This window comes from Paenibacillus sp. J22R160, assembly GCF_059692135.1.
In genome coordinates this window covers 121897-143673 of sequence record NZ_JCAUAU010000012.1, presented here as the reverse complement: position 1 = coordinate 143673, position 21777 = coordinate 121897, and the positions used below count along the sequence as shown (strand labels likewise).

General features: G+C 48.4%; 17 protein-coding genes. 3 read left to right on the top strand and 14 right to left on the bottom strand.

Going from position 1 to position 21777, the window contains the following annotated elements:
- Positions 1-66 precede the first annotated feature (66 nt).
- The 4 genes from AC58UW_RS22030 to ftsE all read right to left on the bottom strand — a co-directional run bounded on the left by AC58UW_RS22030 (position 67) and on the right by ftsE (position 4686).
- Positions 67-1530: a S41 family peptidase gene (locus AC58UW_RS22030; protein WP_497422743.1), complete on the bottom strand. Its 1464-nt coding sequence runs from the start codon at positions 1528-1530 to the stop codon at positions 67-69.
- A 91-nt stretch (positions 1531-1621) separates the two neighbouring features.
- Positions 1622-2812 (bottom strand): murein hydrolase activator EnvC family protein, encoded by a 1191-nt coding sequence (locus tag AC58UW_RS22025; protein WP_497422742.1) that lies wholly within the window; start codon positions 2810-2812, stop codon positions 1622-1624.
- A gap of 280 nt (positions 2813-3092) precedes the next feature.
- Positions 3093-4010: a permease-like cell division protein FtsX gene (gene ftsX / locus AC58UW_RS22020; RefSeq protein ID WP_497422741.1), complete on the bottom strand. Its 918-nt coding sequence runs from the start codon at positions 4008-4010 to the stop codon at positions 3093-3095.
- A complete protein-coding gene (gene ftsE, locus AC58UW_RS22015) occupies positions 4000-4686 on the bottom strand; it encodes a cell division ATP-binding protein FtsE (RefSeq protein ID WP_497422740.1) in 687 nt (228 codons plus the stop codon). Before ftsE ends, ftsX begins: the two co-directional genes overlap by 11 nt.
- A 254-nt stretch (positions 4687-4940) precedes the next feature.
- Between ftsE and AC58UW_RS22010 the strand changes: the two genes are divergently transcribed.
- From AC58UW_RS22010 to AC58UW_RS22000, 3 genes are all read left to right on the top strand, one after another.
- Entirely contained in the window at positions 4941-6383 is a 1443-nt protein-coding gene (locus AC58UW_RS22010; RefSeq protein WP_497422739.1) for a VanW family protein, read from the top strand.
- A 127-nt stretch (positions 6384-6510) separates the two neighbouring features.
- Positions 6511-7290 (top strand): DUF1700 domain-containing protein, encoded by a 780-nt coding sequence (locus AC58UW_RS22005; RefSeq protein WP_497422738.1) that lies wholly within the window; start codon positions 6511-6513, stop codon positions 7288-7290.
- A gap of 3 nt (positions 7291-7293) precedes the next feature.
- Positions 7294-8181: a DUF4097 family beta strand repeat-containing protein gene (locus AC58UW_RS22000; protein WP_497422737.1), complete on the top strand. Its 888-nt coding sequence runs from the start codon at positions 7294-7296 to the stop codon at positions 8179-8181.
- A gap of 75 nt (positions 8182-8256) precedes the next feature.
- Here the strand turns inward: AC58UW_RS22000 and argH are convergent, their stop codons facing one another.
- The 10 genes from argH to secA all read right to left on the bottom strand — a co-directional run bounded on the left by argH (position 8257) and on the right by secA (position 21661).
- Positions 8257-9672 carry an argininosuccinate lyase gene (gene argH, locus AC58UW_RS21995; RefSeq protein ID WP_497422736.1) on the bottom strand — a complete coding sequence of 472 codons (1416 nt, stop codon included), beginning with the start codon at positions 9670-9672 and terminating at the stop codon, positions 8257-8259.
- Between the two features lie 76 nt (positions 9673-9748).
- Positions 9749-10987, bottom strand: coding sequence for an argininosuccinate synthase (locus AC58UW_RS21990; protein ID WP_497422735.1), 1239 nt, complete (start codon positions 10985-10987; stop codon positions 9749-9751).
- 34 nt (positions 10988-11021) lie between these two features.
- Positions 11022-11981 carry an ornithine carbamoyltransferase gene (gene argF / locus AC58UW_RS21985; RefSeq protein WP_497422734.1) on the bottom strand — a complete coding sequence of 320 codons (960 nt, stop codon included), beginning with the start codon at positions 11979-11981 and terminating at the stop codon, positions 11022-11024.
- Between the two features lie 20 nt (positions 11982-12001).
- A complete protein-coding gene (gene argD / locus AC58UW_RS21980) occupies positions 12002-13207 on the bottom strand; it encodes an acetylornithine transaminase (protein ID WP_497422733.1) in 1206 nt (401 codons plus the stop codon).
- 21 nt (positions 13208-13228) lie between these two features.
- Positions 13229-13999: an acetylglutamate kinase gene (argB, locus tag AC58UW_RS21975; protein ID WP_497422770.1), complete on the bottom strand. Its 771-nt coding sequence runs from the start codon at positions 13997-13999 to the stop codon at positions 13229-13231.
- Between the two features lie 44 nt (positions 14000-14043).
- Entirely contained in the window at positions 14044-15270 is a 1227-nt protein-coding gene (gene argJ, locus AC58UW_RS21970; protein ID WP_497422732.1) for a bifunctional glutamate N-acetyltransferase/amino-acid acetyltransferase ArgJ, read from the bottom strand.
- A 26-nt stretch (positions 15271-15296) separates the two neighbouring features.
- Positions 15297-16346 carry an N-acetyl-gamma-glutamyl-phosphate reductase gene (argC, locus tag AC58UW_RS21965; RefSeq protein ID WP_497422731.1) on the bottom strand — a complete coding sequence of 350 codons (1050 nt, stop codon included), beginning with the start codon at positions 16344-16346 and terminating at the stop codon, positions 15297-15299.
- A gap of 641 nt (positions 16347-16987) precedes the next feature.
- Positions 16988-17860 (bottom strand): YitT family protein, encoded by an 873-nt coding sequence (locus tag AC58UW_RS21960; protein WP_497422769.1) that lies wholly within the window; start codon positions 17858-17860, stop codon positions 16988-16990.
- An 87-nt stretch (positions 17861-17947) separates the two neighbouring features.
- Positions 17948-19067 (bottom strand): peptide chain release factor 2 gene (gene prfB, locus AC58UW_RS21955; RefSeq protein WP_497422730.1). Its coding sequence is split into 2 segments (ribosomal slippage): positions 17948-18994 and positions 18996-19067, totalling 1119 coding nucleotides; the frame shifts between segments, so codons are not numbered across the junction.
- A gap of 74 nt (positions 19068-19141) precedes the next feature.
- Positions 19142-21661, bottom strand: a complete 2520-nt coding sequence (gene secA / locus AC58UW_RS21950) for a preprotein translocase subunit SecA (protein WP_497422768.1) — start codon at positions 21659-21661, stop codon at positions 19142-19144.
- Positions 21662-21777: the final 116 nt, after the last annotated feature.

The window sequence follows — 21777 nt, the reverse complement described above, 5'->3', positions numbered from 1 at the left end:
TCTATTTCGACTGCGAGGGCTCATTTTCCTGCCTTGCGCCGCGAATTTCCAACATCTCACTAATAATTATTTCCCAAGTTGCTTTTGGATTTGTCCAATTGCAGCTTTCAACTGCAAATCGTTCTTAGGCTCGCGAATTTGATCCAATAGCAGCTTCTCGATTTTGTTTGCGGTTTCTGTATCCACTTCACCAGTCATCGGCAGGCTGTTCGTCCGTTGGAAAGCTTTCACGGCTGTCGTAGTTTTCTCATTGAAGTAACCGTCCGAACGCTCAGGGTTAAAACCAAGACCCGCCAGCATCAGTTGCAAATTTTTCACATCATCGCTCGTCATATCTTGTTTAAGCGCGGCTTTCTTCGAAAGCGGTGCTGCTTTGAAATAGGACGGTTGTTCCACCGCGATGTCCGGTTGAATACCTGTTTTGTGAATCCAATTGCCATTCGGCGTCAACCATTTGTAGACAGTCATCTTGATGTTGCTGCCGTCGCCCATTTCCTTCTCAAAAGTGACTTGAACCGTCCCTTTCCCGTAGGAAGTTTCTCCGACAATTTTACTTCCGACCGCTTCCTGGAATGCGCCTGCCAAAATTTCCGAAGCACTGGCGCTTCCCTTATTGATCAGCACCGCAACCGGATAATTCTTGCCTGTCCCCGTTGAAGGCGTTGGCTCCCGCTTGCCGTCCCGATTTTCCACTTGAACGATCGGTTTGCCGCTTTTCACGAAAGGATTAACGATATCGACAACCACGTTCAGAAGGCCGCCCGGGTCATTACGAACATCGATTACGAGTCCCTTCATACCTTTGGCCTCAAGGTTTTTCAGCTCTTCCGCAAAGCGTACTGCTGTATTTGAGGAGAATTGGCGAATCTCAATTTTCCCAATTTGATCCTGCATCATTTCTCCGTAGACGGTTTCCACATCAATGTTATCGCGAACGACGATCACTTGAACCGGGTCGCCAGCACCTTGACGAAGAAGATCAAGCTTCGCTTGCGTTCCTTTCGGACCGCGAATCTTCATGACCGCTTGGTTAAGCGTCAGCCCATCAAGCTTCTCCCCGTTCACCGAGAGGATGACATCTTTCGATTGAATGCCTGCCTTCTCCGCAGGAGAGCCCTTAATAGGAGAAACGATGACGAACTTGCCTTCCTCAATTGAAACCTCTGCCCCTATGCCTTGAAAAGAGGACGTAATACTTTCATCGAACTGCTTCGCTTCCTTCTGATCCATATATACCGTGAAGGGATCTTCCAGGGATTCCAGCATACCGTTGATCGCGCCGTTAACGAGCTTATCATGATCAGGCTGTTTCAAATATTTACTTTCGATCAGTTGAAAGGTTGTTGAGATTTTGCTCAAATCCTTGCTCGACAATCCAGTCGAAGATCCCGTTGAGGCGGCTGCACTGCCCGCTGGCTGCTCATTACGCCCCCATGAGAAGGATGGATCCACTAATGTCAATGTAACAATACTACTTGCAAACATAGCTAACAAAACAAAAACGATGACCGTGCGTCCTTTGAATTGCAAAGCGTGATTCACCACCTTTTTCCTAAAACCAATTTGGGTTCGCTTGTTTGTAGTATATGACAAGCTCTTCCCGTTTTATAACCAAGTTGTCCTATCGCAAGAACGGTTTAGGATCGGTAGGAGTTTCATTCAGCCTAACCTCGAAATGCAAATGGTTCCCTGTCGATTGTCCAGTTGAGCCAACACCGGCAATCTTCTGTCCTCGTTTGACAACATCGCCAACTTTGACATAGATACCATCATTCATAATATGGCCGTATAGAGACCACAAACCATTGCCGTGATCGACGATAACGCAGTTACCGTAGCCGTTCATCCACGAAGCATAGATGACAGACCCGTTCTCCGCAGCAAGAATGCTTGTCCCTTTTGGAGCGCCTAGATCAATACCCTTATGATTCTCTGCTCTACCTGTAACCGGATTAATCCGGTTAACGAAATCCGACGTAAGCGGCGCTTGTGCTGCCAAAGGGTAGCCTAACTTGCCTCCAGCGTATGTGAAAGGAGACTTCGCTTTGCTCGCAGCACGTTTCTTCGCCTGCAGATCCGCCTCTTGCTTCGCTAGTTGCGTAATTAACTTATCGCTCTCTTCGGAAATATCTTCAAGAGTCTTCTCTTGCTTCGTAAGGGAAGCAATTTTGACCTCTTTCGCTTTTTCCTTCGCCTGCAGATCATCTCTCAGGGCATCGGCGTCCACGTAAAGCTTTTTGACCTTTTCGAGCTGCTGCTCTGTCTCTTCCTTCTTCTGAGCGACAATCTCTTTATCTTTCTTATTCGCCTCTAGCACGACTTTATCTTGATTTACAATAGATTTCAAAGCTTCAATCCGGTTCAAGAAATCAGAAAAGCTAGTAGCACTCAGAACCACGTCCATGTAAGAAACAAAACCGTTCATATACATCAAACGCACGCGGGATTTCAGCATTTGATCGCGACTTTCTACTCGTGCTATTGCCTCATCCAACTTCTTGCCGTTTTCCTCTAAGTCATCGGTGACTTGATCGATTTGCTCATTCAACAACGTAAGTTTTTTACTAGCCTCATTAACTTGTTGAACAAGCGTGTTCATATCCTTGGTGGCTTGGTCTTTCTCGGTATGTACCTTATCTATCTGATTCTCGGCGTCTTTCGCCTTCTGCTGCGCTTCTGCCTTCTGCTTCTTAAGTTGAGTCAACTGCTGATCGATCTTATCCGTTGTGGATGCGGCAAAGCCCGCATATGGCACCGCTAGCGAAGCTGCAATCCCTAATGACATCACCAAGGGTAGAATCTTCTTCTTCAAGCACGTAGCCTCCTCATCATTACCAACATGATGCTTATTTGGACTTCATCTCAAATCTCTAACTCTCTTATCTCTCAATCTATGAATCTATGAAAACATAAATAAAAGCTTTAAAACCCGGCTTTCAGAACCGAGAAGGTTGGACGAAAATGGGAGTAGGAGGAACGGAGTGTAGCAAGCTACATGAGTACCGGACTACCCCATTTTCGTTCAAGATTCGATGCCGAGTAAGCTGCAAAGAATAACTTCGTTATCAAAGTCGGCTTTTAAAGCCTCCTTACTAGACGCGGAGGAATTTGCGGACGGAGATTAGGGATCCCCAGATACCAATTACAATGCCAATGCCTAACAACAAAGCAATCATTGTAGGAGCAATCTCCCCGAAAGGCGTCAGTTCAATCATCAATAAATTTAGGTTTAAAGAACTTAAATTCAACAGCTTCCAATATCCGCCGAGAATGATCAAGGCAGGAATTATTGAACCCACGAATCCGAGTAAAGCTCCTTCTATAAAAAACGGCCAACGAATAAATGAATTCGTCGCTCCAACCATTTTCATAATTGAAATCTCTTTGCGACGGGCTAAAATTGTAATTTTAATCGTGTTGGCAATCAAGAATACCGCCGTAAAGGAGAGCAAAATCACAATCCCAAAGCCGACCCAACGAACAATTTGCGTTACTTTGAATAAAGCCTCAACAGTCCCTTTGCCGTAGTTCACTTTGTAAATAGGTTTTGGATCCTTACCTGTGTTTAGCGCGCTGATTTGATCCGCAACCACGGCTACATTCCTAGGATCATCTACTTCAACCGTGAATGCATCATTCAACGGATTATTTTCACCTTCAAAACCATCAAGCAAAGCTTTGCCGCTTTCCCCTAGCTTTTGACGCAAATAGACAAGTCCCTCTTCTTTCGAAACGAACTTGATCGTCTTGACTTCATGTATACCTTGTATTTGGGATTGCAACTCCGTGATTTGATCCTGCGGTGTGTTAACCTCCAGATACACGTTAATCTCAACTTGATCCTCAATTTGGCTCGCAATATCATTTACATTCAATGTAATCAGCACGAATACTCCAAGAATGAATAACGAGATTGCGATCGAGCTGATCGACGCAAACGTCATCCAACCGTTCCTGACAACATTCCGCGTACCTTCCCGCAAATGCCGGGAGAATGTACTAATCTTCATAGCCGTATTCCCCCCGTAATTGGTCACGAGCAATAAGGCCATTCTCGATTGCAATGACTCTTTTACGCATCGTATTTACGATTTCTTTGTTATGCGTAGCCATGACGATTGTCGTACCACGGAAGTTAATTTCCTCCATCAGTTTCATAATTCCCCATGATGTGTCAGGGTCGAGATTTCCTGTCGGTTCATCGGCAATAATGACGGATGGATTGTTGATTATTGCCCGGGCAATGGCCACACGCTGCTGCTCACCGCCGGACAGTTGTGATGGGAGTGAATTCGCTTTGTCCTTTAGCTTAACAAGTTCGAGCACTTCCATCGTGCGCTTCTTAATCTGTTTCTTCGGTGCTTCAATTACTTCCATGGCAAAGGCTACATTGTCGAAAATAGACAGCTTCGGCAGCAATCGATAATCTTGGAAAATAACTCCGATATTTCGACGTAAAAAGGGTATTTTACGTTGTTTCAGCTTTTCTAAATTGAATCCATTCACGAAAATTTGGCCCTTAGTCGGTCTTTCTTCTCTATACATCAATTTCATAAATGTCGATTTACCAGCCCCGGAAGGTCCGACAACATAGACAAACTCGTTGCGGTCTACTTTTACATTAATCCCTCTCAATGCATGAGTGCCGTTGGAGTACGTTTTCCATACGTCCTGCATTTCGATCACAATATCACATCCTAAGTATGGGGATCCTTGAATGGAGCCCAAAGTCTCTCTGCTGTACAGACAGCTTTAAGGAGTTCGACACGAAAGCGGAAATTCCTTCTAAAATCGTTCAATAATCCTGTTGGATACTGTCATTATATCATGATTTGTACACATTTGAGGGCAGCAATGTTTTAGTCATAAATTGATGAAAAGCAAGATACATATGGAAGTACAGGCCTTTCACTCATTCGTATGTAAAGGAGCCGCTGTACATGCCACCCCTCATTAGAAAAGTTACCTTCTATGCAACGATCACTATTGGACTACTGAGCTCTATTAGCATCGCTCTGTACCTATATGGTTCTCAGAGCACATTACCTCCGAAATTCACGGTTGCCGGCTGGCGTGTCGGTGGCATGCCTTATGATACGTTCCAACAACAATACGAGGAGAGACTTGGGCTGCTGTCCGCTTTTCCCGTTCAATTGCAAACTTCCTATCCGGAAATCGCTAATCGACAATTGACCCTTGGACAGTTAGGAGTTGAATACCATGATGATGCTCTGACTCAATCTCTCGCCCAATTATTCGAAACCTCACCCTTGCAACGAATAAAAGCTCGCTGGGAGCTTCGTCATACCGATATTCCGCTTGAGGTCACCGTGAATGAAACAAGGCTAAGCGCCGCGGTCAAAGAAGCCTGGAAAGATCTTTACAACCAGCAGCCTGCACCAGCCAAGCGAGTCGTGACCGCTCAGGACTCCCTAAATTATGAACCGGAACACAGAGTGCTTCGCATTGATACTATTCATTTGAAGGAACACTTGCAAGAAATCGCCCCTTCCATTTCCTATATTCATAATGCCGCACCGGTTCGCTTGACGCTCCCTTTGTACGAGCTGAGTCCCACAATAACCGTGGAAACTTTGAAGCAGCAGGGCATCGATCGCAAAATATCAGAGTTTACAACCAGATTTCCCGCTTCTGGCGAAGGGCGGATTCACAATATTCGATCTACCGCCGCATCCATTCAAGATTTACTCATGGCTCCAGGAGAAACGTTCGACTATAGCAAAATCATTGCACAGACAGAAACCCAATTCGGCTATAAGGAAGCACCGGTTATACTTAACGGCAAGCTCGTTCCAGGTATCGGCGGCGGCATATGTCAAGTCTCGACAACCCTGTACAATGCGGTTTTGCGAAGTGGGCTCGCTATTGTGGAGCGGCGTAACCACTCCCTCCCTGTCAGCTATGTCACGCTCGGACAAGATGCGACATTCGCCAGCGGCTACATCAATTTCAAATTCCGCAATAACACCGACGCCTATCTATTGATACGCACCGTCACAACGGATCGAGACGTAACCGTGAAGCTGTTCGGGCACATGTCTCCCTCGATAACTTATGACGTTGAATCCAACATCGTAGAAACAATCCAGCCGCCGATCAAATACTTGCATAATGCAACGCTAGCTCCAGGAGCTACTCGACCTATCAGCACAGGTAAAGCTGGCTATAAAGTTGAAACCTATCGGATCAAAAAAGAAAACGGCGTTTTTGTCAGCAAAGAACTTATCTCGAAGGATCAATACTCTCCTGTACCGACCTTAGTTGCCTCTAACCGAGGTGATATCAAACCGGAATTAGGCGGGACACCTGAGCCACCCCAACCTATTTTAGAAGACGGCGTCAAAGGGCCTTCCTTCCGGTAAGCTTTATGACTATTTAAGCCGTAAAAGATCTAAAACATGTAAAGGTCATGTGACTGTAGTTACTAGGTCATTATGACTTTTTTTTATTATGATAAGAATACGCAATACGAGATAAGGAGGATGAACCATGAGCAAGATTGATTATTTCAAAGAACTAAACTATCGACTGCGCGGACTTCCAGAGAAGGAGCGCCAAAATATATTATCTGTTTACGAGGAATTGTTCCAAAAAGCGGTTGAAAACGGCAAGCACGAGGATGAGGTGGCACAGTCGCTAGGTTATCCACGGGTTCCTAACTGGGATGCTCAGAAAGATGCAACAAATGCGAGCAATCCTGAGCCTGCAAAAAGTGCTAAACAGGAGCCAGTTTCTCAATCTCCTCAAGCTCCTATTGCACCACAAGCGCCTGCAGCACCAAAAGCGCCATCACTAGAGAAACCATATACGAGACCTGAGCCAGCGGCAGCACCGAAACAGGCACCAGAAACTGGGGGCTATACACCTCCACCCTACACGCCGCCGCCTCATGGGAATCCTTATTATACACAGCAACCACCTTACCCCTATCCGGTTAAGCAGGAAACAGGGCTTAAGGCGATCATCGTCAGCATTGCGCTGGGCTTTTTCAATCTCCTATTCGTTGTCGGTCCATGGTTCGGTATCTTGGCAACGTTAATTGCGCTATTCACTTCGGGCTTTGCGCTAATCGTCGCTCCGATCGCCGGTATGCTTGGCAGCTTTATGGAACACGTCGGCAGCGATCTCCAGTTCATTGGGTTTACTATGCTAGCCTGCTTCGGCTTAGGCGTTATTCTCACCACGCTCAGCACCTGGCTGCTCAAAATATTCTTCAAACTCAGCTGGACGTACATCCAATTCAATGCCAAATTAATTAAGGGGGCTTAAGCCGTGAAAAGCAGATATAAATTTTTCTTATTAACTGGCTTTACCTGCCTGGCAGTTGGACTCATCGGTGCGGCTGTTTCGTTCAAAACCTTAGATCTGAATGCAGGCATCTCCAATATTAATATCGAGAAGAAGATTGCAGCGGCAAATATCGATACCCTCATCCTTCAAAACGATATCTCCAACATCACTTTCGTCCCAACAAACGGCGATGAAATTAAAGTACGCTTAGTGGGTACCATGCGAGAAACTAATGCGAACGAGTGCACGGTAGACGCAGCTACAGAAGGAAACAATGTATGGCGCGTTGATGTTTGCACAAAAGAAAATGATCACATCAATTTTGGCTTTGATATCACCGAACTCAAAAATTGGATTGCTGGCCGAGGCTTTGGCCTCAAAACTGAAGTCTCTCTGCCGGATAAAATGTATAAAGCCATTACCGTTACCTCGGATACAGGCAGTATCAACTTCAATGATCTGAAATCAGAGAAGCTAACAGCAAGTACGGACACGGGCAACATTTCACTTGACCGCTATGAAGGCAAGCAGTTGAATTTACAAGCGGATACAGGGAATATTCACATTCAAGAAGGCACGGGAGATGTAAAGATCAAAACAGATACAGGTGGCGTTACGGCAAAATTAAGTGATATCAGCGATTCGGTCTCTCTTGAATCCGACACAGGCAGCATCCGCCTTACCTTAGAGCCTACGCCTAAGAATGTCAGCTTCGATCTAATCGCCGATACAGGCAGCGCTAATCTAGAAGTGCCTGGTCTTACTGTAGATCGTGAAGACCATCACACCGCCAAAGGTACCCTCGGAGACGGCAGCAAAAAAGTGAAGGTCCGCGTCGACACGGGGTATATCTCGGTCACCGGCAGATAAACGTCAAATAAATAGCAGAAAGCCTTCAATGCCATCCAATTGGATGACGTTGAAGGCTTTTTTATATAGGCAAACTTATTTGCTCTTCTCTAAATACGTTTGCAACCACTCATTGGACTGCGCCAACACCTGCTCGGCACGGGCAATGGCTTCTGACACTTGATTGCTTGCCGTTCCTCCGTAAACATTACGTGCATTAACGACTTGCTCAGGCTGCAGCACCGCATAAATATCGGACTCGAACAGGGTTGAGAACGTTTTGAATTCCTCCATGCTCATATCGAGTAAATATTTTTTGTTCTGGATGCAGTAGAGCACCGTTTTGCCGATGACTTCGTGAGCTTGACGGAATGGCAGTCCCTTGTTGACAAGGTAATCTGCGATATCCGTTGCGTTCGAGAAGTCTTGGTTCACAGCTTGTCTCATACGATCCGTGTTCACTTTCATGGTAGCGACCATTGGAGCGAACAGTTGAAGCGCGCCTTGCAGCGTACGAACCGTATCGAACATGCCTTCCTTATCCTCCTGCATGTCCTTGTTGTACGCCAGCGGCAGCGACTTCAGCACGGTCATCAGACCGAACAAGTTGCCGTAGACGCGGCCTGTTTTGCCGCGGACGAGCTCCGCCACGTCCGGGTTTTTCTTCTGCGGCATGATCGAGCTGCCGGTGCAGAAAGCATCATCGAGTTCAACGAACGCGAACTCGGTGGAAGACCAGAGCACCATTTCCTCGCTGAAGCGAGAAAGGTGCATCATGATCATGGACGCGTTAGAGAGGAACTCCAGGATGAAATCGCGGTCGCTGACCGCATCCAAGGAGTTCTCGTACACGCGTCCGAACCCGAGCTGCTCCGCCACGAAATGGCGGTCGATCGGGAACGTCGTGCCGGCCAGCGCCCCAGCGCCTAGCGGCAGGATGTCTACGCGCTTGTAGCTGTCCTGCAAGCGCTCCAGATCGCGCTGAAACATGCTGACATAAGCCATCATGTGATGTGCGAACAGAATCGGCTGCGCACGCTGAAGATGCGTATACCCCGGAATAATCGTATCGATGTTTTTCTTTGCTTGGTCAAGAAGAGCTTCCTGCAGCTTGATGAGGTGTCCCACGAACTCGACTACGCGTTTGCGCAGGTACAGATGCATGTCCGTTGCCACCTGATCGTTACGGCTGCGGCCTGTATGCAGCTTGCCGCCAACAGGACCGATCAAATCGATCAGTGTCTTTTCGATATTCATGTGAATATCTTCATTCTGAATCGTGTACTCCAGCTCACCGCGGCGAATCATGCCTTGAACCGCGTAAAGGCCGTCTTTGATCTTTTCGACATCTTCCGCAGGAAGAATGCCGCATTTTCCAAGCATCGTCACGTGGGCCAAGCTGCCTTGAATATCTTCCTCGGCTAACTCCTTATCAAACGTGATTGATGCTGTATATTCTTCAACCAATTGGTCGGTTTGCTTCGTAAATCGTCCACCCCATAGCTTTGACACGTACACCCACTCCTCTCTAATTTACAGCCCAAAGGCTTTCCACGAGGGAAAGCCCGGTTTCACAGCCTATGTTGACTTACTTCTTAGCGTTTTGCTCGACACCCGAAGATACTTTCAAACGAAGTGCGTTCAAGTGAATGAAGCCAGTCGCATCGCCTTGATCGTAAGCTTTCGTCGGATCAGCTTCCATCGTCGCAATATCCGGATTGTACAAGGATACTGGACTTTTCACACCAGCTCCGATCACGTTGCCTTTGTACAATTTCAAGCGAACTGTACCGGATACGTTCTTTTGGCTTTCTGCAACAAGCGCTTGAATCGCCAGACGCTCAGGAGCAAACCAGAAGCCGTTGTATACAAGGCTTGCATATTTGGAGATTAGGGAATCACGAAGGTGCATGACATCGCGGTCCATAGTCAAGGATTCCATTTTACGGTGAGCTGTAAACAGGATCGTACCGCCTGGAGTTTCGTACACGCCGCGGCTCTTCATGCCGACGAAACGGTTCTCTACCATATCTACGCGGCCAATACCATGTTTACCGCCGATTTCATTCAATGTTTCCATCACTTGAAGTGGCGTCAACTTCGCGCCATTGATGGCTACGCAGTCGCCTTTTTCAAACTCCAGCTCGATGTATTCAGCTTGATCCGGCGCATCTTCCGGAGCAACGCTTAGGACGTACATACCTTTGTTGTCGTCAGCTGCTGCATCGAACCAAGGATCTTCCAACATGCCGCTCTCGAATGAGATGTGCAGCAGGTTGCGGTCCGTCGAATACGGCTTCGCAGCGGATGCTGTTACCGGGATGCCATGCTTCTCGGCATACGCGATCATTTCTGCGCGACCTGGGAACTGCTCGCGGAATTCTTCCAAACGCCAAGGCGCGATAACAGACAGCTCAGGCGCCAGCGCCGCAGCTGTTAGCTCGAAGCGCACTTGGTCATTTCCTTTGCCGGTTGCGCCATGTGCGATCGCTGTAGCGCCTTCTGCGCGAGCGATTTCAACCATGCGCTTCGCGATCAAGGGACGCGCAATGCTCGTGCCGAGCAGGTATTGCCCTTCATACAAAGCCGCTGCTTGGAACATCGGGTTGATGAAATCTTTTGCAAACTCGTCACGCAGGTCGTCGATATAGATTTTGGATGCGCCGGTTTGGAGCGCTTTTTCCTCTAGACCGTCCAACTCGTCTTTTTGCCCGATATCCGCTGTAAAAGCAATAATTTCGGCGTCGTAAGTCTCCTTGAGCCATTTCAAAATAACCGATGTATCCAATCCGCCGGAATAAGCGAGTACGATTTTTTCCTTAGCCATGTCTACTAATCTCTCCGTTTCCTAAATCTATTTATTATATCATGGTCGCGGCCATAATAGCCTTTTGCGCATGAAGACGATTCTCTGCTTGGTCGAAAATAATCGAATGCGCGCCGTCAATGACGCCCTCGCTCACTTCTTCCCCGCGGTGAGCAGGCAAGCAGTGCATGAACAAGTAATCCGATTTGGCATATTTCACAAGATCCTCGTTGATTTGGTAGTTTTTGAAAGCAATCTCCCGTGCCTGCTGTTCAGCCTCGAAGCCCATGCTAGCCCATACATCCGTGTAGACGATGTCCGCATTCTCAATCGCTTCGCGAGGGTCGCGTGTCAGAAGCACGCTTCCGCCGTAATGCGCAGCATTCTCCTTGGAATTCTGAATAACTTCCTGGTCAGGATCATAGCCTTCAGGTGAAGCAATCGCGAAGTCCATCCCTAATTTGCTTGCACCCACCATTAAGGAATGCACCATATTATTGCCATCCCCAATGTAAGCCACTTTAATGCCTTGTAGACGTCCCTTTTTCTCAAGAATAGTCTGATAATCAGCCATAACCTGGCAAGGATGCGCATAATCCGTCAGTCCGTTAATGACAGGAACCGTCGCACCGCGCGCTAGATCAATCACCTTACGGTGTTCATACGTACGAATCATAATGCCATCGAGGTAACGGGACAACGTTTGTGCTGTATCCCAAACCGTTTCACCGCGTCCGAGCTGCAGGTCATTTTTGCTCAAAAATAAAGCCTGACCTCCCAGTTGGTACATCCCCACTTCAAAGGAAACACGCGTACGCGTGGAGGATTTCTCAAAAATCATCCCGAGCGTCTTGCCGGCAAGCACAGCATGAGGCTCTCTAGCCTTTTGCTTACGCTTAAGCTCAATCCCGTAGTGTATTAAGTATTCAATTTCTTCCGGTGTATAGTCAGCCAAAGCAAGGAAATCTTTGCCCTTCAATTGGGCAGCCATTTCTTCTTGTAAGGTAATATTCATTCTATTCAACCTCTCTCCCGTTACTTCACTAGATGCTGCTGATCGACGGGTGCCTTCTCGGCAAGGACAGCGCACAGGACATCCAGCCCTTGATCCAAATCTTCTTGCGGTATATTTAAGGCTGGCACTAAACGAATAACGTTCGGCCCAGCTGGGATAACTAACACGCCTTTATTATGAATTTCACTAATGATTTCACCTGCAGGCTGCGTGCACTCAATCCCGATCAATAGCCCGATACCGCGAATTTTCGCGATTAACGGATTGCCGGCAAGCCTGCTTTCCAGCTTCTTAATTGTGTACTCGCCTAACTCCGCTGCGCGTTCTGGCAACTTCTGTGTAAGGATCGTATCCACAGCCGCATAACCTGCAGCCGTCGCAATCGGCGTACCGCCAAATGTCGAACCATGACTGCCTGCATTAAACCCTTCAGCAAGGAAAGCTTTCCCCAGCATAGCACCAATCGGGAACCCGCCGCCCAAACCTTTGGCCAATGTGAAAATGTCAGGCTCAACACCATAGTGTTCATAGGCAAAAAGCTTACCTGTACGGCCTACGCCCGTTTGGATTTCATCCGCGATCAAAAGTAGACTTTCCTGTTTGCACAACTCTCCCAATTGCTTCACGAACTCCGGATCAGCCGGTAATACGCCGCCTTCCCCTTGTACCATTTCCAGCATGATGGCGCATGTTTTGTCATTCACAAGGCTGCGAACAGCCTCGATATCGTTATAAGGCGCATACACAAAGCCTTCAGGAAGCGGATGGAAGCCTTCCTTCACTTTTTCTTGACCCGTAGCAGTCAATGTCGCCAGTGTCCGTCCGTGGAACGACATGTTGAACGTAATAATCTCGTACCGACCATTGTTCAGCACCTTTTGGTTATAGCGACGCGCCAGCTTGATTGCGGCTTCATTCGCTTCTGCTCCTGTGGAACAGAAAAATACAGCATCCGCACAGCTGTTATCCGTAAGTAAAGAAGCTAGGTTTTCCTGATTCGGAATATGGAAAAGGTTGCTTACATGCCATAGCTGATCCAACTGCTCTACAAGCTTCTCTTTTACTTCTTGAGGCGCATGTCCGAGGCTCGCTACCGCAATCCCGCTCATCAAATCGATGTACTCCTTGCCTGCATCGTCCCATAGTCGGCTGCCCTCCCCCTTCACCAGCGTAATTGGATATCTGGCGTACGTTGGAAAGAGCGAGCTTTTACCCGTTTCACTCATGTACATTCCCTCCTTATAGTGTTATCGTACAATTCTTGTACCGATTCCCGTGCCCTTCAGCACTGTGCTAAGCACATTCGGCTCCGCTCCATTCACAATCACAACTTCCTGCACCTTGCCTTGAATGCAAGCGATCGCTGCGCGAACCTTCGGAATCATACCGCCGTAAATGTCTCCACTTGCAATCATCTCTTCAATCTCTGCAACACTCACAACCGGCAGCACCTGCTTCTCGCCATCTACGGTCTTCATGATGCCAGGTACGTCCGTCACGACAACCATTTGTTCCACGCCAAGGTGGGAGGCCACCGCGCCAGCTGCCGTATCCGCGTTAATATTGTAACGCTGTCCGCCATCTTCACCAAGCCCAACCGGTGCAATAACCGGAATGTAGCCCATGTTCACGATGCCTTGGATCAGCTCGGCGTTCACTTTCGTCACATCACCGACTAAACCCACTTCGTGGCTATTCGCCACAGGTCTCGCCTCGATCAAATGCCCATCCACACCGGATAAGCCAAGCGCTGCTGCGCCTGTCAGTTGAATGCGGCGTACAATCTCTTTGTTGATCTGGCCGGAAAGAACCATCTCTACAACGTCCAGTACCGCTTCGTTTGTCACCCGCAGGCCGTTCACGAAACCTGACTCGATGCCCAGCTTCCCGAGCGTTTCGGAAATGGCGGGGCCTCCACCGTGAACGATAACTGTTACGATGCCTTCCTCCTGAAGCTGACGCATATCTTCAAAAAAGCTGGCAGGCAGCGCCGCAAGCGTGCTGCCTCCGCATTTCATCACAAAGCAATTGTTCTTCACTGCGTTCGTTCCCCTTTGCTTCCTTATGTGCGGTAAGCCGCATTGATTCGCACATAATCATATGTCAAATCGCAGCCCCAGCCGGTTGCCTTGCCAGTGCCCATATGTAAATTCACATGAATTTGAATGGTTTCTGTTTTCAAATAAGCCAGTGCCGCTACCTCATCGAACTTCACCGGACGCGACTGCTCTAACACTGCGATATCGCCTAGGCGAATATCGACTGTGTTCACATTCACCGGCTGTCCCGAGTAACCGACAGCCGCAATGATCCGGCCCCAGTTCGCGTCAGCGCCGTATACAGCGGACTTCACAAGGCTCGATCCAATGATCGACTTCACGATCTTGCGAGCCGCTTCGTCACTCTCTGCGCCGATAACCGTCGTCTCGATCAGCTTTGTCGCTCCCTCGCCGTCGCGTGCAATCGCTTTGGCAAGATACTCGCCAACGTATTGAAAACCAGCTGCGTATGCTTCCCAATCCGGATGCTCCGGAGTGAGTGTCTCGCCGCCAGCCAAACCGCTAGCCATCACCACGACCATGTCGTTGGTGGATGTATCTCCGTCAACAGTGATCATGTTAAAGGTGTTATCTGTGATCCTGCTAAGCAGCTGCTGCAGGTATTCGCTTTCGATCGGTGCGTCGGTTGTCATGAAACCGAGCATTGTGGCCATGTTCGGGTGAATCATCCCCGAACCCTTCGCAGCCCCGGCAATGTGAACCTCTTTGCCGCCCACTACAAGACGGACACACGTCATCTTCTGCACAAGATCCGTTGTCAGGATCGCCTGGCAGAAGTCTTCGCCGCCGTCCGTTTTTACACGCTGCGGCAGCTGCTCGATGCCCGTGAGCACCTTGCCCATCGGCAGAAGCTCGCCGATTACGCCTGTGCTCGTCACGCCGACTTGATGCTCAGCTACACCTAGCGCCTTAGCGCTGGCTGCACGCATCGCGTACGCGTCGTCTTCGCCTTGCTGCCCTGTGCAAGCGTTAGCGTTGCCGCTGTTCACGATCATTGCCTGGAGCTTGCCGCCTTGGGCAATGCTCTCTTGCGTTACGCGCAGCGGTGCCGCTTGAAATGCGTTCAGCGTGTACACGCCCGCCGCTGCGGCTGGTACATCACATACAATCGCGCCTAAGTCATAGCGCTCCGTCTTCTTTAATCCACAGTGCAGGCCGCCTGCACGAAAGCCTTTCGGTGTCGTAATTGTGCCCTCAGGCACCACCGTGAAACTAACTGTATCCAACATCCTCGTCTCCTCACATGTCCCGCTTCTTATGGATATACCGGTGCGAAAAGCAATCCGGTCGTTTCTTCCCAACCATACATCAAGTTCAAGTTTTGAATGGCCTGCCCAGCAGCGCCTTTCACCACATTATCAATAACAGAAACGATCGTCACGCGACCCGTCCGCTCATCCACGGCAAAACCAATGTCACAGTAATTAGAACCGGATACTTCCTTCGTGGAAGGGAATTTGCCTTCTTGACGAATCCGTACAAACTTCCGACCTTCATAGAATTGACGATAGAGTTCAATAAAATCTGCAGCCGTATGCTCACCATTCACTGTAGCGTACATCGTGGACATAATTCCGCGCGTCATTGGTACAAGATGTGTCGTGAATGTCGTCACTACCGGCTTACCTGCTACACGGCTGAGCGCTTGCTCAATTTCCGGAATATGCTGATGTTTATTCACTTTATACACATTCAAATTCTCATTTACTTCCGCGTAGTGCACACCTAGACTAACGCCGCGCCCAGCACCGGATACGCCCGATTTGGCATCGATGATGATCGTAGACGGATCAATCCAACCTGCTTTCACAGCTGGGATTAGCCCCAGAAGCGTTGCGGTTGGGTAACAGCCAGGATTCGCGATCAGGTCGCTGCCCTTAACTTCGTCCCCGAATACTTCGGACAAAGCATAAATTGACTTCGCCAAGATTTCCTCGGAGGCTGGCTTCTTTTTGTACCATTTTTCATAGTCACTGCTTGACTTCAATCTTAAATCCCCAGAAATATCGATAATCTTCAGGCCAGCAGCCAAAAGTTTCGGTGAAAGCTCTGCACTTACCCCCGCTGGTGTTGCTAGGAACACTACATCGGCTTTACTAGCGATAAGATCCACATCAAGTTGATCCAAGATATCAACGATGATTTCTTGCAAATGCGGAAAATGATCAGCAAGCGGAGCTCCCGCATTCGAGGTCGAGATAACCGAAGTAATTTTCACAAGAGGATGCGCCTGCAAAAGACGAATAACCTCTACACCACCGTAACCCGTTGCCCCAATAATAGCCGCTCTAACGATATGACTCATATGAATTCCCCCGTTATTCCGAAAATATATGTATGATTATACAGTCATATACATAATAATTCAATGAATTTTTTTCACCAGTTTTCTCCGTATAAATACGTTTAGATCCGATATGAATCAAGGGTTTCCCAGCTTTTTGGGCAAAAATCTTGCCGTGGATTTCACACAACCGCTTAGATGAAAAAAATTCATAATATGCATAGACATTTTGTTCAAACCATGATCAGTTATATTATCCCAAATTAAACGTTGGACAAGCAACATTTTTTTATAGGTGACTACACTCTCATTTCGGGGCTCGTCGGGAATTTCTCAGTCATTGCATCGTCGCGCTCAGGTGAGGCTAGAGATTGGAAATCTTTCTTATATTGTACTTTGTACATCATGATAGCTGCATTTGGGCCCGAGCACTACTTTGTGCAACCATCTTAGCTGAAAGTGGCTGATTATAAGCCTCTTTGGCTGAACTGATTGTATTTTATACACGATACGATGGGGGGTACTGAAATAATAATCATCACTATGCTGCACAAAACACAACGAAGAGTACCTTGTGAATGCGCCGCGATCCTCATAGCCCTAGTATGAAAAAAAGACGTGCCTAAGCACGTCTTTTTACCGTAGAAACCGCCAGGCTTCATCTAAGCATGCCGCTTAAACCCCTCACCCAGCACCTCATTCGTTTCGCTCAAAATCACAAACGCCTGCGGGTCTACCGACTGGACCAACGTTTTCAATCGACTGACCTCGTTCTGCTTCACGACGACCATCATCACCGTCCGCGATTCCCCGGTAAATCCGCCGGATCCGTTAAGCTCGGTCAGCCCGCGATCCAAATCAAACAAAATAGCCTTGCGAATCGCATCCGAATGATCTGATATGATGAACGCTACTTTGGCATAGTTGAAGCCAATCTGCACGATATCGATCGTTTTGGTTGTCACGAACAGGCCGATCATCCCATACAGCGCATTCTCCGGAGTGAACACTAACGCAGACGAAATGATTACCAGGCCGTCAAACACCGCAACAGAGAAGCCCAAACTTAATCCTGAATACTTATGTAAAATTTGCGCAGCCAGCCCAAGCCCTCCAGTGGACCCGCGGCCCCGGAAAACGATGCCAAGCCCAAGCCCAACGCCTATTCCGCCATAAACGGCAGCGAGCAATGGATTGTGCGTTGGCACACCTATATGGCTGGTCACCAGTACGCATAACGGAAATATAACCGAACCAACAGCCGCCTTCACACCGAAATGCCCTCCAAGCAGCCATAACGCCAAAAGGAAAATCGGAATGTTTAGCGCCCATTGGGTGATCGCTGGATTCAAACCTGAAACTTGCTGAATCACCGTGGAAATCCCCGAAACTCCACCAGTCGCGATTTTGTTCGGGTTCAAAAAGGAGTTAAAGCTAGCTGCCATCACCAATGAGCCTATAACTAGCAAGGTATATTCAAATACGGTATGTGCAGGACTTCCTATCCGTATCAGTGGTTCTCTTCTGGCCACGATAGGCCTCCTCTCACAAAAAATCCTACACCTGTTAGGTGTAGGATGAACGTCAATTGCTTCTGTTATGCGTTATGTCTCAATCGTCAATTACTCAGCGTTATCCGGCTTGCGAATCTGATGACGCAAGTAAGCATCAATGAACATGTCCAGATCTCCGTCCATGATTGCGCCGACATTGCCGGTCTCTGCCGATGTCCTGTGATCTTTCACCATGCTGTACGGATGAAAGACATAAGAACGAATTTGGCTTCCCCAGCCAATTTCGGACTGTTCGCCGCGAATTTCAGCAAGATGCTTCATTTGCGCTTCAATCTTCTTCTCATACAGCTTGGAACGCAGCATTTTCATCGCTTTCTCGCGGTTCTTGATCTGCGAACGTTCCTGCTGACAGCTCACCACGACCCCAGTCGGCATGTGCGTAATCCGCACGGCCGAATCCGTGGTGTTGATGTGCTGACCGCCGGCGCCGCTCGCCCGATACGTATCGATTTTGAGATCCTCCGTGCGGATCTCCACTTCCGTATCGTCTTCAATCTCCGGCATGATGTCGCAAGACACGAAGGACGTGTGGCGTCTACCTGATGCATCAAACGGCGAAATCCGCACGAGCCTGTGCACGCCCTTTTCCGCCTTCAAGTAGCCGTAGGCGTTGAAGCCCGTGATCTGCAGCGTGACACTCTTCACGCCGGCTTCGTCGCCGGGCAAATAGTCGAGCACCTCGACTTTGTAGCCCCGCTTCTCCGCCCAGCGGCGATACATGCGCAGCAGCATCTCCGCCCAGTCCTGCGACTCCGTGCCGCCGGCACCCGGATGCAGCTCTAGAATCGCATTCAGCCGGTCATAGGGCTGGTTCAATAACAGGCCAAGCTCGAAACTTTCGAGCTTGGTCTTTAAGGCCGCGATGCCTTTCTCAATGTCAGCCACCAAGCCGGCATCACTTTCCTCTTCCTCGAGCTCGACCATGACCTGCAGGTCGTCAAACTCGTTCGAGAAGCCCTGGAACTGATCCACAACGCTCTTGATCGCGTTGAGCTCCGAGATGGTCTTCTGGGCACGTTCGTTATCGTCCCAGAAGTCCGGTGCCCCCATTTTTTCCTCAAAATCGCCGATCGCTTCCAGCTTATGATCTAAGTCAAAGAGACCCCCGTAATTCGGTTAGTCGCTTTGCTGTTTCTCTTAAGTCCTGTTTCACTTCTGGTTCCAGCATGTCTTACACCTCTTTATTCTCTTGTGCCCTACTAATCGAATCAAGCCGAGCGCTACCTAGTTCTCTTAGCTCTCTTAGCTGCCTTGTCCGTGGCACTGTTTGAACTTTTTACCGCTGCCGCATGGGCATGGATCGTTACGTCCGATACGTTGCTCCTCTTCGCGTACGACCGGCTTCTTGCCGCCAGCTTCGTTCTTCGTATCTACCGCTTGCCCTTCGGCTACGGCTTGACGCTCCAGGTTGCTTTGAACATGAGCTTTCATGATGTACATCGCGACTTCTTCACGAATGTTATCAATCATCTCTTGGAACATCTCGAAGCCTTCGAACTGGTACTCACGAAGCGGATCTGTACCGCCGTATGCGCGCAAGTGGATACCTTGACGCAGCTGATCCATCGCATCAATATGATCCATCCATTTGCTGTCTACCGCACGAAGCGCAACAACCTTCTCGAATTCACGCATGAATTCAGGTCCGATCTCTTCTTCACGCTCGTCATAGCGTTTGCTGACAAGCTCTTTGATAAGCTCAATGATCTCTTCTTGCTCTTTGCCCCAAATCGTTTGGTCGCTAATGTGTGCATCTTCCTGTAGGAAGTTGTTGTTCACGAAATTCGCGACCTCTTGAAGCTCCCACTCTTCCGGGATTTGCTCTTCCGGGCAGTGTGCCTTCACGACGCGCTCGATCACTGCGTTAATCATACCCTCGATGACTTCGCGGATATTTTCGGATTCCAGCAGCTCGCGGCGTTGTTTATAAATAATTTCACGTTGTTGGTTCATTACATCATCATACTGAAGGACCACTTTACGAACGTCGAAGTTGTTGCCTTCCACACGTTTCTGTGCCGATTCAACTGCACGTGAGATCAATTTGCTCTCGATCGGTTGATCTTCTTCCATCCCAAGACGGTCCATCATCGCCATAATATTTTCAGCGCCAAATCGTTTCATCAATTCATCTTCTAGCGAGAGGTAGAATTGCGATGAACCCGGGTCGCCTTGACGGCCTGCACGACCACGCAGCTGGTTATCGATTCGTCTGCTTTCATGACGTTCTGTACCTATAATATGCAGTCCACCGATATCATGTACGCCTTCTCCAAGCATAATGTCCGTACCGCGTCCCGCCATATTCGTAGCGATCGTTACAGCGCCAGGTTGCCCCGCGCGTGATACGATTTCAGCTTCTTCCGCATGGTACTTCGCATTGAGAACCTTATGTTGAATGCCTTTCTTCTTGAGCATCTCGGAAAGAATTTCGGAGTTCTCAATCGATACCGTACCGACAAGAACTGGTTGATTGAGTTTGTGTTTCTCCACAATTTGCTCAACTACAGCCCTAAACTTCCCATTTTCCGATTTATATACCACGTCCGGCATATCTTTACGAATCATAGGACGGTTGGTCGGAACAATGATAACCTCAAGCCCGTAAATTTTCTTAAGCTCTTCTTCTTCCGTCTTGGCCGTACCTGTCATACCCGCCAGCTTGCGGTACATCCGGAAATAGTTCTGGAACGTAATTGTCGCCAGCGTCATGCTCTCATTCTGAACTTGCAGCTGCTCTTTGGCCTCAATGGCTTGGTGCAGCCCATCACTATAGCGACGGCCTGTCATAATACGGCCCGTAAATTCATCGACAATCATAACCTCGTCTTCTTGCACGACGTAGTCCACATCACGTTTCATGATAAAACGCGCTTTAAGCCCTTGAGTTACGTGGTGATTAATATTCACATTCTGATGATCAAATAAGTTCTCAATACCGAATGCGCGCTCTGCTTTCGCAACCCCTTCTTCTGTAAGAGCTACGGAACGCACTTTAATATCAATCGTGTAATCCTCTTCTACTTTCAAATTGGACACAAAACGATCCGCCGAATAATACATATCGGTTGATTTGGCAGCTTGTCCCGAAATAATAAGAGGCGTTCTAGCTTCATCGACCAGAATGGAGTCAACCTCATCGATAACCGCATAATAAAGCGGACGCTGAACCATCTGCTCTTTGTAGAGCACCATGTTATCGCGCAGGTAATCGAAACCGTATTCGTTGTTCGTACCATACGTAATATCGCAGGCGTAAGCCGCTTGCTTTTCCTCATGAGAAAGTTCATGCAGATTTACCCCGACCGTCAGGCCAAGGAACTCATAAATTTGACCCATTTCGCCGCTATCGCGTTGTGCCAAATAGTCATTAACGGTTACTACGTGCACGCCTCTGCCGAGCAATGCATTCAAATATACAGGAAGTGTTCCAACTAACGTTTTCCCTTCCCCTGTTCTCATCTCAGCGATACGGCCTTCGTGCAGCACCATACCTCCAATAAGTTGAACGTCGTAATGACGTTTGCCCAATACACGTTTGGCTGCTTCTCTGACTACTGCAAAAGCTTCGGGAAGCAAATCATCCAATTCCTCGCCTTTCTCCAAGCGGTTACGGAACTCAACCGTCTTGCCTCTTAGCTCTTCATCCGATAACGGCTCAATGCCTGCTTCAAGCTCGTTGATATAATCAACGGCTTTTAACATCCGTTTAACTTCCCGTTCATTGGAATCACCAAAAATCTTTTTCACTAGTCCTAGCATCGGTGAACCCCTTTCTATTGCATTCGTATCCTCAAATTGTACCATCTTTGACCGCCCTGCCGCAACAAACCCTCGGTCTACATCCATATAAACTGCCCATAACCCATAAAAGTTTC

Bases quoted from the DNA above. Each gene is read 5' to 3' on its own strand.
- secA (WP_497422768.1), bottom strand. From the start codon at position 21,661: ATGCTAGGACTAGTGAAAAAGATTTTTGGTGATTCCAATGAACGGGAA.
- argC (WP_497422731.1), bottom strand. From the start codon at position 16,346: ATGAGTCATATCGTTAGAGCGGCTATTATTGGGGCAACGGGTTACGGT.
- argF (WP_497422734.1), bottom strand. From the start codon at position 11,981: ATGAATATTACCTTACAAGAAGAAATGGCTGCCCAATTGAAGGGCAAA.
- argJ (WP_497422732.1), bottom strand. From the start codon at position 15,270: ATGTTGGATACAGTTAGTTTCACGGTGGTGCCTGAGGGCACAATTACG.
- AC58UW_RS22010 (WP_497422739.1), top strand. From the start codon at position 4,941: ATGCCACCCCTCATTAGAAAAGTTACCTTCTATGCAACGATCACTATT.
- argB (WP_497422770.1), bottom strand. From the start codon at position 13,999: ATGAAATGCGGAGGCAGCACGCTTGCGGCGCTGCCTGCCAGCTTTTTT.
- argD (WP_497422733.1), bottom strand. From the start codon at position 13,207: ATGAGTGAAACGGGTAAAAGCTCGCTCTTTCCAACGTACGCCAGATAT.
- ftsX (WP_497422741.1), bottom strand. From the start codon at position 4,010: ATGAAGATTAGTACATTCTCCCGGCATTTGCGGGAAGGTACGCGGAAT.
- AC58UW_RS21990 (WP_497422735.1), bottom strand. From the start codon at position 10,987: ATGGCTAAGGAAAAAATCGTACTCGCTTATTCCGGCGGATTGGATACA.
- AC58UW_RS22005 (WP_497422738.1), top strand. From the start codon at position 6,511: ATGAGCAAGATTGATTATTTCAAAGAACTAAACTATCGACTGCGCGGA.